13 protein-coding genes are annotated in these 12049 nt (G+C 44.4%); 9 read left to right on the top strand and 4 right to left on the bottom strand.

The features are described 5' to 3' along the window. Positions 1-350 precede the first annotated feature (350 nt). The 5 genes from FC51_RS04495 (at position 351) to FC51_RS04475 (ending at position 5200) form a co-directional block, all read left to right on the top strand. On the top strand, positions 351-1130 hold the full coding sequence (locus FC51_RS04495; protein WP_057910977.1) for a threonine/serine exporter family protein: 780 nt from the start codon (positions 351-353) through the stop codon (positions 1128-1130). After that, positions 1127-1594 carry a threonine/serine exporter family protein gene (locus tag FC51_RS04490; protein ID WP_057910976.1) on the top strand — a complete coding sequence of 156 codons (468 nt, stop codon included), beginning with the start codon at positions 1127-1129 and terminating at the stop codon, positions 1592-1594. Before FC51_RS04495 ends, FC51_RS04490 begins: the two co-directional genes overlap by 4 nt. Positions 1595-1631: 37 nt before the next feature. Beyond that, positions 1632-2795: an amidohydrolase gene (locus FC51_RS04485; protein WP_375710451.1), complete on the top strand. Its 1164-nt coding sequence runs from the start codon at positions 1632-1634 to the stop codon at positions 2793-2795. 304 nt (positions 2796-3099) lie between these two features. After that, complete coding sequence (locus FC51_RS04480; RefSeq protein ID WP_057910974.1) at positions 3100-4458, top strand: FAD-dependent oxidoreductase; 1359 nt, start codon at positions 3100-3102, stop codon at positions 4456-4458. 100 nt (positions 4459-4558) lie between these two features. Further along, complete coding sequence (locus FC51_RS04475) at positions 4559-5200, top strand: NAD(P)H-binding protein (RefSeq protein ID WP_057910973.1); 642 nt, start codon at positions 4559-4561, stop codon at positions 5198-5200. 170 nt (positions 5201-5370) lie between these two features. On the opposite strand, the gene FC51_RS04470 is transcribed toward FC51_RS04475, so the two are convergent. Continuing rightward, positions 5371-6759 carry an MFS transporter gene (locus tag FC51_RS04470; protein WP_057911211.1) on the bottom strand — a complete coding sequence of 463 codons (1389 nt, stop codon included), beginning with the start codon at positions 6757-6759 and terminating at the stop codon, positions 5371-5373. A 157-nt stretch (positions 6760-6916) separates the two neighbouring features. Between FC51_RS04470 and FC51_RS04465 the strand changes: the two genes are divergently transcribed. After that, positions 6917-7351 (top strand): MarR family winged helix-turn-helix transcriptional regulator, encoded by a 435-nt coding sequence (locus FC51_RS04465; RefSeq protein ID WP_057910971.1) that lies wholly within the window; start codon positions 6917-6919, stop codon positions 7349-7351. Between the two features lie 361 nt (positions 7352-7712). Here FC51_RS04465 and ahpC read toward each other — a convergent pair whose 3' ends face one another. The 3 genes from ahpC to FC51_RS04450 all read right to left on the bottom strand — a co-directional run bounded on the left by ahpC (position 7713) and on the right by FC51_RS04450 (position 9233). Continuing rightward, complete coding sequence (ahpC, locus tag FC51_RS04460; RefSeq protein WP_057910970.1) at positions 7713-8276, bottom strand: alkyl hydroperoxide reductase subunit C; 564 nt, start codon at positions 8274-8276, stop codon at positions 7713-7715. Positions 8277-8494: 218 nt separating this feature from the next. Then, positions 8495-8815, bottom strand: a complete 321-nt coding sequence (locus FC51_RS04455) for a carboxymuconolactone decarboxylase family protein (RefSeq protein ID WP_057910969.1) — start codon at positions 8813-8815, stop codon at positions 8495-8497. Then, complete coding sequence (locus FC51_RS04450) at positions 8808-9233, bottom strand: cupin domain-containing protein (RefSeq protein ID WP_099046971.1); 426 nt, start codon at positions 9231-9233, stop codon at positions 8808-8810. Before FC51_RS04450 ends, FC51_RS04455 begins: the two co-directional genes overlap by 8 nt. A gap of 94 nt (positions 9234-9327) precedes the next feature. Here FC51_RS04450 and FC51_RS04445 point away from each other — a divergent pair, with 94 nt between their 5' ends. The 3 genes from FC51_RS04445 (at position 9328) to FC51_RS04435 (ending at position 11990) form a co-directional block, all read left to right on the top strand. Then, entirely contained in the window at positions 9328-9765 is a 438-nt protein-coding gene (locus FC51_RS04445; protein WP_057910967.1) for a MerR family transcriptional regulator, read from the top strand. Positions 9766-9885: 120 nt separating this feature from the next. Further along, entirely contained in the window at positions 9886-10581 is a 696-nt protein-coding gene (locus FC51_RS04440; protein ID WP_057910966.1) for a response regulator transcription factor, read from the top strand. Between the two features lie 11 nt (positions 10582-10592). Next, positions 10593-11990: a sensor histidine kinase gene (locus FC51_RS04435; protein ID WP_171031874.1), complete on the top strand. Its 1398-nt coding sequence runs from the start codon at positions 10593-10595 to the stop codon at positions 11988-11990. Positions 11991-12049 lie beyond the last annotated feature (59 nt).

Genomic DNA, 12049 nt, shown 5'->3' with positions numbered 1-12049 from the left:
GGATACCTGACTCAGAGCTCATCTTCACATCTTCGTAAATCACTTCTCTCACCAAACGAAGTTCTCTTTAGATTCACGTTAACGCTACTCTTCTCTTCAACGTCTAATTTATCTTTAATAATTGTCTGTAACTTTATCATCGTTTTATTACTTTGTCAATCCAATTTTCAATTGAACGCGCATTTTTTCCGTATCCTAAGCGACACAAGTATGGCAACAATTGACGAGTAAACATATCACTGTGTGGCTTTTTACTTATCAGTGGATCTCTGATACAACCAAATTAATTGTCATCTTTATTTCCAAATTAGCCTATAATCAATCATAAAGAGAAATTTCGAGGTGAAAGTATGAACGAATCAATTTCCGAAGATGATTTAATCACGGTCTGTGGGCAAGTCGGCAAAATCCTTTTGACCAGCGGTGCGGAAACTTCACGCGTCGAAGGCACCGTCGAATACATCGGCCGCGCCGCCCACTACGATATTACCTGCCACGCCACAATCACCGCCCTATTTGTCGGCGTCAACAATCAAACCAAAACCCACTTGGTCAAGGTGCGGCTTGGAGACTTTAATTTGGAAAAAGTCGACGAAATTAACACCATGTCCCGCCGGTTCGTTGAAGGCAAAATTGACTTTGCCGAGCTCAAAAAGACCATCAATCAGATCGATAAAAAGGTCATCGATTTCACTTGGCCGGAAAAAGTATTTGGCGCCGCCTTGGTTTCAGTCGCGCCAATGCTTTTGTTCAAGGCAACTTGGGCAGACTTGGGACTGGCCTTTTTTGTTGGCATCTTCGGCTACTTGGCAGCCGCACTTTCCAGCCCACGGATTAAAACGCCTTACGTTGCTGCCGGACTTGGTGGTTTTACCGTTGGTTTGTTGGCAACCCTTCTGCAGTCAATGGGAATTGCTACCAGTGCCGGCAACATCATCGTCAGTGCCCTGATGCCCTTGGTTCCAGGTGTCGCCATTACCAACTCGTTTCGAGAAATTATCGACCGCAACACCATCTCCGGAGTGGTCCGGGCGGTTGATGCGTTGATTATTGCCGGCTCAATTGGCGCGGGAGTCGTCATTGGCGCTGCCGTTTCTTCAATTTTATTTCATCTCGGAGGTGGCCTATGAAAGTCTTAGTTGAATTAATCGTCAGTTTTCTTTCAACCGTGGGCTTTGGTCTGGTCACCAACGTTCCGCGGCGATCACTGTTGCCCGCAGGAATTACCGGATCGCTTGCCTGGGTCGCTTATTACCTGGTCCTTCAAGTTGATCACGGCTTAATTCTATCGAACTTTACGGCGGCGATCGTTATTGGGATTCTGGGTAATATTTCGGCGGTGATCTTTCGGGTACCCGTTAATATCATCTACGTCCCCAGCCTGGTCTCATTAGTTCCCGGCGGGATTTTATACCTGGGCATGAGAAGTTTTACCCTTGGAAACGAATGGCGGACCGGCCAATACATGTTTAACGCGTTAACGATCGCCATTGCTTTGGCAGTCGGTTTTGTCGTCGCTGAAGTCATTTTTAATCGAATTAAGCCCTTATTGCTTAAGGTAGTAAGTCGACGTAAACAGCCAGCAAACAAATAATTAGGAGGTTATTCATTTGGATGTTGAAAAAGAATTGATGCAGCGGTTAGAAGCGGATGAAGACGAAATGATCAAGATTCGCCGCCATCTTCATGAACACCCGGAATTATCGTTTAAGGAAAAACAAACTGCAGCCTATATCAAAGATTTTTATCAGGGACTTGATTGCACCGTCCGAAACTGTGGCGACGGTTATGGACTCTTGGTCGATATCGATAGCGAAAATCCTGGACCAAAGCTCGCCTTGCGCGCCGACTTTGACGCCCTGGCAATTCAAGAAGACAATGATTTACCTTTCAAATCCCAGAATCCAGGTGTCATGCACGCATGCGGCCATGATGGTCACACTGCTTACATGATGGTTTTGGCCAAGAACCTGATCGCTCTTAAAGATCACTTAAAAGGCTCAATTCGAATCATCCACCAGCCGGCTGAGGAAGTCTCTCCCGGTGGAGCCAAATCAATGATCAAAGATGGCGCGCTGGATGGCGTCGATAACGTGATCGGCATTCACGTGATGTCTTCAATGCCAACTGGGGCAATCGGCTACCATTACGGGGAAAGCCAAACCGGCCGCTCTGACTTCACCATCACCTTTACCGGAAAAGGCGGTCACGCGTCAATGCCGCACCTCTCAAATGACGCCATTGTGGCAGGGAGCTACTTTGTCACTTCCCTACAAACGGTCGTTTCTCGCCGACTGGACCCGTTTGATACCGGTTCCGTTACGATTGGGTCATTCGATGGTGTTGGCTCGTTTAACGCGATCAAAGAATCGGTCACGTTAAAGGGTGACGTCCGGGTCATGAAAGAAGCAACCCGGCAAAAGATCCGCCAGCAAGTCGAGCAAATTGCCCACGGTATCGAAGTAATGTTTGGCGTTCACAGTACCATCGACTATGATGACAATTACCCAGTCTTATACAACGATACTCAGTTCAGCAAGCAAGTCATCCAAACTTTGGAAGCCGCAAAGATTCCTGAAGTCACCCAAATTACCGACTTTGGCCCTCAGGATCCTTCCGAAGACTTTGCCTACTTCGCCCAAGAAAGGCCCAGTATCTTCTTTTATGTCGGTTGTATGACCGACGATGGTGCCAATCATCCCCACCACAGTCCAGATTTTATGATGAATGAAAAATGCCTGTTGATTGCCGCCAAAGCTGCCGGAACAGCAACCATCAACTATTTAAGCGATTAATAAAGTTAAGCGTCTCGATTTCGAGGCGTTTTTTTGTAAACCGAAGACCGTCAGATAACGCTTTTAATATAATTATTCTAAATAAGGTGTTAAGATGCATCTCCCTACTCGAACAACATGAAGGTTACCAAATTGCAGTTTTGCAGGTCAATTAATAACTTTTTTAAAAATCAAAATTAAAGTGCCTCGTTTTTTATTTATAATCATTCCAATCTATTTCAACAACTCGGTATCAAAATATGTTACGCTATATGTAACAAGTAAATGACTTGTTAATCACGTAAATAGAAAGGCGGAATCGTTGATGAAAGTGATTGTTGTTGGTTCATCTCACGGTGGATTTGAAACTGTTAGAGGAATATTGGCTGAAAAACCGGATACTGAGATTCAGTGGTATGAGAAAGGTGACTTCATTTCGTTTCTCTCCTGCGGCATGCAGCTTTACTTGGAAGGCGTCGTCAAAGATGTTAACTCCGTTCGCTATGCAACGGCAAAGGGGATGCGTGCCAAGGGCGTTAACGTCTTCGTGCACCAAGAAGTCACGTCAATTGACCCGGATGCCCACACCGTAACCGTGCATAATCTTGATGATGATACGACTCGAAAAGAACCATACGATAAATTGGTTTTGTCGGCCGGTGCAGTGCCAGCCAGCATCCCAGTACCAGGCGGCGACTTGGCCAACGTCTATGCGATGCGTGGTCGTGACTGGGCCATCAAACTTAAAGAAAAGACCGTCGATCCAGATGTTCAAAACGTGACCGTCATTGGTGCCGGCTACATTGGCATCGAAGCAGCAGAAGTCTTTTCCAAAGCTGGCAAACACGTCACTTTGATCGACTTGCTTCCTCGCCCACTGGCACTTTATTTGGACCAGGAATTCACGGATATATTGTCAGATACTCTGAAAGATCACAATATCTACTTGGCAACGGGGCAATCGGTTAAAGAATTTATCGGCCAAGACGGCAAAGTTAGTGCTGTTAAGACTGATCAAGCCGAATACCCAAGTGATTTAGTGATTGAAACCGCCGGCATTAAAGCTAACACCGGCTGGTTGAAAGATACCCTTGAGCTGAATAACAAGGGATTAGTCAAGGTCAACGACCATTTGGAAACCAGCCAACCCGATATTTATGCCGTTGGTGACAGCACCAAGGTGCCCTATGCGCCGACTGGCAAAGAATTACAAATTGCTTTGGCTACCAACGCCCGTCGTCAGGGACGAATCGCTGCCAAGAACGTTCTTGGCCATGACATGAAAATGCCAGCCGTCTCCGGTTCATCTGCCCTGTCAGTCTTTGATTACCACTTTGCTTCAACCGGTATCAAGGAAGGCACTTCGGACGCAAATGGCGTGAAGAGTCAATCCGTCTTTGTCACGGACACCACCCAACCCCCATTTGTTCCCGACGAAGCTGGTAATCAGACCGTTTTCTTCAAGTTGACATTTGATCCAGACAGTCACCTCATCTTAGGTGCTCAGATTATGTCGAAACGAGACGTCACTGCCAACATCAATGCCATCAGTCTCGCCATTCAAGGCAAAATGACCCTCGATGATTTGGCATACGCCGACTTCTTCTTCCAACCAGGATTTGACCGTCCTTGGAACATCATGAACGTCGCAGCTCAACAAGCACTTCAAGACTTAGATCAATAATAAATTAAATTCCTCCCTAAAACGATTGCTCACCGATACTCAAACGCAGATTTGCGGTATAGTAAAGGCGGACCCAAAATCATTTTAGGGAGGAATTTATTTGAAAACTGTATTAATTCTCGGAGCTGCCGGACAGATCTCAAGTTTCTTGATCCCCCAGCTTTTAAAACAAACTGATTTTAATTTGAAATTGTACGCACGGAACGCCCAAAGCCGGATCAAAGTGAGCGATCCCAGTCGTGAAACCTTGATTGATGGTGACTTCAATGATGCGGCCACGTTAAACGCCGCAATGGATGGCGTCGATGCGGTTTACCTCAACGAAATGCGTGATATCACGTCAGTGAAAAATATCATCGCCGCAATGGATGCCAACCACGTCCGTCAATTAATTGGCGCAACCGTCTTAGGCATTGAAGACGAGGTTAAGGGTGCCTTTGGCCAGTGGAATACCAGTATGATTGAAAGTTCAATCACCAAGCGGAAAGTCACTGCGAAAGCCGTCGAGAATTCCGATTTGACCTATACGCTGCTTCGGTTAGCCTGGCTTTATAACAAAGATGGCAATACCAACTACGAACTTACCGAAAGCGGCGAACCATTTGGGGGTACCCAAGTAAGCCGCCAGGCCGTTGCTCAATTGATTATCGACATCTTAAACGACCAGTCACGCAAGTTTGCCCGTAAGAGTTTGGGCGTCAACGAACCGAATACCAACTGGGATAAACCATCGTTTTATTAGAAGTTCCCAATCATGAACGAGGATGACCCACGTATTTTATATTTAAGAGATGATACCGGCCTTTTGGGGGTCGGCTTTTTTATTGCAATAAGCGGCCAGGGCCAACTCGGAAGCCGTAGACAGCCTTTGAATTTCGTTCAATTATTATGAAGCAACAACTCTTTACACCATTAATCTGAAGCGCTCTTTTCTCTTGATTTACCAAAATGAAGGCCTGTATAAATACAAATGATATTAATCACTTCTAAAATCACCAGTAAGATAAAGGCGTGTTGTGCGCCCACCGCAGTGGTGTGTACGTAATCAGTCTTCGTCTGAGCAAGCGCAACAACTAACGAAACAACTGCGGTTCCCATCGCACCGGCAAATTGCTGGAGTGTGTTGAAAACAGCGTTTCCGTCAACACTTTTTTCCGATGGAAGCTGCGCCAATCCATTAGTAATAATGGTTGACATACCAAATCCGGTACCGACCATCATCAAAACATACCCAATCAGCTGAGTGATCGAACTTCCCGACATTGCTTCCAACATCAAGAATACGACCCCAAGTGCTTGGAATATCAGCGCGATCGTGATTGGTCTTCTAGCACCATGACGATCGTAAATTGTTCCACTGATTGGTGCTAATACTGCGCCCAACGCTGCACCAGGAAGGAGCATAAGGCCAGCAGTTAGCGAAGATGTATGGGCAACAATTTGTAAGTAGTTTGGAAGTACAAACGCTGCACCAACATTCATAATTTGAAAAATAACGAAACTGATGATGTGGAAATCAAAGGATGCGTTTTTAAAAACATTCAGCCTAACGATCGGTTGGCTAATTCGGGTCGAACGAATAATAAACCAGATCAAGCCAATAATGCCAACCAGTCCATAAATTCCAGCCACTGATAATGAGGATTCAATGTTGTTTAATCCTAAAATAGCGCCACCAAAGAAAATTGCAATTGCAATCCAAGATGGGAAGTCCAAGTGAACCTTTTCGGGTTTTGAAACCTGAGTGATTGAAAATAACCCCAGGATCAGTGCAAGCACCATAACAGCCAGTAGAATTCCAAAAATCAAGTGCCAGTTAATTCCAATCAACAAGCCACCGTATGAAGGACCGAGCGCAGGGGCAATTGCCGTAACAAGCGTTCCAATTCCCATCAAAAGACCAATCTTTTCAAATGGTGCCTGCTCTAAAATGATATTAAACATCAAAGGAAGTGCAATTCCTGTTCCAAGTCCTTGAATAATTCGACCGACAAGCAAGACATCAAATTGGTTGGTAATGGTACAAATCAGTAACCCAACAATAAAAAAGGTACTTGCGGTAATGAACAGTTGCATGGTAGTAAAACGACGTTTCAATATACCGGAGATTGGAATAATAATGGACACCACTAGCAGATATCCTGTCGTTAACCACTGAATCGTTGCTGTATCCACATTAAATTGCTTCATAAGGGTTGGAAAAGTCACATTCATCGCAGTTTCAATAAGCACCCCACAAAAAGCCATTAATCCAGTTGCAACAATAGATAAATAAAGTTTAGTTGATATTTTACGAGTCATAAAATCCTCCAATATAAATAATAGTTCTAAATCGAACTATTTAATAATCTATCATCTTTGGTCATAAAAATCAACTGTAAAGTTGTTTACAAATCAATTAAATTTAGATACAATAAAACTACTGTTAATTAGTTTTAAATCGAAGTATGAGGTGCATATGACAGAACAAATTGGAATTTTACTCAAAAATCTAAATAACGATCTTCAGCGTTACTCCGATCGTGAGGCAAAAAAGATGGGCATTACCCAGGTCCAGATGAGTATTATTGACTTTATTTATCGAAACGAAGCCAATCGAGAGCTCCACCAGACCGATGTCGAGCAAGAATTCAACATCCAAAAGTCTTCGGTAACTGCGCTACTTCAATTAATGGAAAAAAAGTCGCTCATTGTAAGAGCACCATCTAAACAAGATAGTCGCTACAAGATTCTTTTATTGACTGCCAAGGCCCGTAAATTGGCAAAGCGTATTCGAGCATTTTATGATCAGAATGAAACAGAGATTCGAAATATACTTGGAGACGATTCAGAAAAGTTTATCAAAGACGTTGTCAATTTACGTCAGTTTCTAACAAGTCGGTTGGACCAGTAACATATGAATGACAAAACAGCGCGTGCCAAAAATGTGCCGGCCCTTCATGGCTGCCGTAGCATAACTTGGAAATCGGTTTTTGGTATATGTTCTGGATATATGACAAAAAATAAAGGGGCTGAGTCAAAAGTGTTAACTTTTGATTCGGCCTCTTTCTAGTGATTGCATATTACACAGTTAAAACATCCGACGACGGCCGGCTGAAAACCTGTTTAGCCTACTTGGCAACCGGCTGATCTCGGCCATTTAAGCCCAGCAATCAATCATTCCAAACTTGGAACAATCGATTGCTGGGCTTAAATTCTGAGATTAAAACACCTTTTATCTTATTGTTATTGATGTTTTGTTATTTAAAAGCAACTTAAATCTTACCCACTAACTTGGTACCAGGCTGTAACGTCTTTTCACCTGGCTGCCAATTGGCTGGGCATACCCGATCACCATGTTCGGCGACAAATTGAGCGGCTTGCAAGGTTCGCAAGACTTCTTTGGCATTACGGCCAATTCCCATATCATTAATGGTGTATGAACGAACCTTACCTTCCGGGTCAATAATGAACACGCCACGGTAAGCTTGGCCGGCATCTTCATCAAGAACCTCAAGGAAACGTGCCAACTTTCCTGCAGGGTCTGCAATCATTGGATACTGAACTTTACCAACCTCTTCACTTTGTTCATGCCAAGCTTGGTGAACAAATTCGGTGTCTTCGGATACTGAATAAATTTCGGCACCCGCTTTTTTGAAATCCTCATAATTATCGGCTAAATCCCCAAGCTCGGTTGGACATACAAACGAAAAATCTGCCGGGTAAAAGAAGACAATCGACCAGTGGCCGAGCAAATCCTTCTTGGTTACCTGTTTTACATCCCCGTCTTGAAACGCATTGACCTTGAAATCATCAATTTCTTTACCAATGAAATTCATATTCTAAGTCCTCCCAATCACTTTAATTTAATACTCAAGTTAAGTGTATGACAAATTTAACTAGTTTTCAATAATGATTCTAAACTAAATTGCCAATTCACCTTGCTTTAGGCGTTATATTCATCAAGTTGATTTAATTTTCTTTAGGACTGTTATAAATAAAAGGAACGAGTGCACTCTGCTCGTCCCCTTTTCCACACGACCGTTTCCCAGCCGAATTATTTATCAAAAATTTTCTTTGCAATTCCAAATGCCGACCAAGCTTTCGGCCAACCGGCATAAAATGCCAGCTGAGTGATGATTTCAACCATTTCATCCTTGGTAACCCCGTTTTGCCTGGCAATCTTCATGTGAGCTTCCAGTTGTGGGAATAATCCCTGAGACATCAAGCTGGCACAGGTGATCATACTGCGGTCACGGGCTGATAATTTGGACTCCCGTGACCATACCTCACCAAATAACACATCGTCATTTAATTCGGCAAACTTTGGTGCAAAGTCTCCCAAAGCATCCCGACCTGCAGTTTGTTTTTTAGTCATGTGATTGAACCTCCAATCGATCATAATCGTCGTCCGATACAGGTTCCAGCCATTCCGGTGTCCCTGCGGTAATCGCAATATGGGAGAACCAGCTGTCCTTAGTGGCGCCATGCCAGTGTTTGATCCCGTCATGCGTCACCACAACGTCTCCCGGAAGTAAATGCCGGGCTGGCTGACCTGCTTCTTGGTACCAGCCTTCCCCACCGGTTACCAGCAGAATCTGATAGCCATCGTGGTGAATGTGCCAGTTGTTGCGGCATCCCGGTTCAAAAGTAACGTTGCTGACACCAACGTTGACGGCCGGATCATTCACCAACCCTTTAAGATAGCTTTGGCCAACAAAGTATTGGGCGTATGCGTCATTCCTGTCGCCCAGCGGGAACACAATCCCATTTTTGACGTTTTCGTTTTTTACCATCATATCCTCCTTAATTCAAATCAATCCTTTACAAACATGAGCATACAACTTAAAGTTAACTTTAAGTCAAACACTTTTTTAAGGAGGCATTCTGATGGCCACAATTCAAACTGAACCGACATATGAGATTGGCGAATTCGCCAAAATCGTCGGTCTATCCGCACCAACGATTCGTTACTATGAAAATCAGGGGCTGTTAAAAGCCCGCCGCAGTGAAAACGGCCGGCGCTATTTTACCCATACAGACATTAAATGGGTCCAATTTTTGTTGCACCTTAAAGGCACCGGCATGAGTATCCACGATCTCAAGAAGTACGTTGCTTGGCGATCCGAGGGTGATTCAACTATTCCGGACCGTTTAGCCCTACTGAAGAGAACCAAAGAAGACTTCATGGACGAGTACAGGCAAGTTCAACATCACCTGCAGATTTTAAACGACAAGATTAACTGGTATGAGGCTAAAGAAAACGGTGAGGACACCGACCAGGAACCATTTGCCGACTACTTGAAACGAATCGGCCACCAAGAATGACATTCTGACAAATTCTCAGAAATCTATCAGCTGACTCCATTAGCCATCGACGCGCTTCTTGGTTAAGATGAAATGTGACGGTCTACTACGTGATATATTGAAAAATGTGAGGTGATCGGTTTGACAAACAAAATTTTATTAGTTGAAGATGAAGATGCACTCAGCTCGTACTTGATTCCAGAATTGAAGTTTGAAGATTACCAAGTCCTCTTGGCTCAAGACGGCTTAGAAGCATTGCAGCTTTACGATAATAATCGCGGCAACCTGGATCTAATCATTTTGGACTGGATGCTGCCAAAATTGGATGGTTTAGAGGTCCTCCGCAGAATCCGTAAAAATGATGATATTCCAATTATCATGATGACCGCCAGAGACTACGTCGGCGATAAGGTTGCCGGACTCGACAGCGGAGCGGATGATTACATCACAAAACCCTTTGAAATTGAGGAGCTCTTAGCACGAATTCGGGTGATGCTGCGGCATGAGAATCGCCATCCTCAACAAAATCAGCTCTACACGCTCGAAGATTTGAGCTTAGATACCAAATCAAGACAGGTTTCCCGCGGCAACCAGCTCATCCAGCTTACCCAACGGGAATACGAGCTGCTGTTGACCTTAATTCAACATGCCGGAGAAACGCTTACGCGAGACGAACTTTTGGATACGGTTTGGGGCGTTGATTTTGAAGGTCAACCAAACGTCGTTGACGTCTATATTCGCTACCTCCGCAATAAAGTCGACCGTGCATACCCGAAGCAACTGATCCACACAGTGCGTGGCGTCGGCTACGTCTTATCCGGAAATTATCAAGAGTAGGAGAAATGAACGTGACCAGAAAAAAGGATCGGACCACCTATCAGGAAATCCGCCAAAGTTTTATCATCTTGTTCATATTTTTTGCGTTATTTACCGGTGCTGCAGTGGTTACGGTTGTTGGCGTCCATTTAGTCCATCAAAGTGAATCGCAATCGATTCAGTTATTAAGAAGCCTGAACCGCTCGTTCATTGACGACAAGCCGGATTGGAATCAGTGGCGAAAAAGCAGCAACATCAATACTGAAAATACTTATGTCCGCGTCACTGACCAAAGCGGCGCAAACCGTCAATCAGACGTCTTTTATTCTAAGGGTGCTCATACTTTTTTAAGTTCCAACCCGACTCCGATTTCAAAATCACTGCACCTGCCATTTTTCCCCGCCCTCACCTACAGCAAGCATTATGGACTCTTTTATTACCGCAGTGGCGAACGGCGTGGCGAACACAAAAAGATTAAGTCTGAAATTTGGCTCAGCTTAAACTCGATCATTAAGACGCTGGCCTCAGTTATCCTCGTTGTACTGGGAACGTTATTCGTCGGGCTGATTCTGGGCTGGTTTGTCATTTCTTTGATCGCAAAACGACTGACGCGATCACTTCAGATGCTTCAACGAACAGCCCAATCCCACAGCCAGTCAGTTGTTAACGTCGAAAGCCTACTGCCGGTTCCAAATTCACCAGTTGAAGTTCGAGAGCTGGCGACCAGCTTTAACGACTTATTATCGGCAATCATTGAAAATAACAAGCGGGAAAAAGCGTTTATTTCAAACGCCTCTCATGAATTAAGAACGCCGATTGCCGCAATTCGTGGCCACATTTCATTGGTCAAACGACGAGGTAAAGATCATCCTGAAATTATTGACACATCGCTTCATTTTATTGATGATGAGTCTGCTAAAATGCAGGCTTTAGTCAACAGTTTGCTGGCTCTGTCCCGCGCTGATAAAGAGGTCGTCCAAAAGACCACGTTTGACTTGGTGGCGATTGTCAACGAAACCGTGGAAGAGCAACGCGTCCTTCTCGAGCAAAACATCGAAGTCCGTGGTGCGAAAACAGCGAGTGTGAACGCCAATCAGACCAACGTTTTACAAATTTTGTCGACCCTTTTTGATAACGCCGGAAAATACGCTGGCGACGATTCAACGATTACGGTTCAAATCACCAACACGGCTCACGACACGATTTTATCAGTCGAAAATAACGGCCCCAGCATTCCAGACGAAGATAAGAAACACATTTTCGATCGATTTTACCGTGGCGACCATGCGCATAACAGTCAGATAACCGGAAACGGTCTCGGCTTGGCAATTGCCGCCCAACTGGCAACTTTGAACGGTATCCAAATTAAGGTTGCCGATGTGGTTCCCCACGGTGTCCGCTTTGAGTTGGTGTTCAAAAAAATTGCTTAACAATAATGACATCCTAAGAATTGATCAGTTGGTCCCGATTTCCAACAACGTTCACACTT

The sequence above is a fragment of the Lentilactobacillus parabuchneri DSM 5707 = NBRC 107865 genome (assembly GCF_001435315.1).
In the GTDB taxonomy this organism is placed as follows: Bacteria; Bacillota; Bacilli; order Lactobacillales; family Lactobacillaceae; genus Lentilactobacillus; species Lentilactobacillus parabuchneri.
This window is presented reverse-complemented; position numbering and strand designations above follow the sequence as displayed.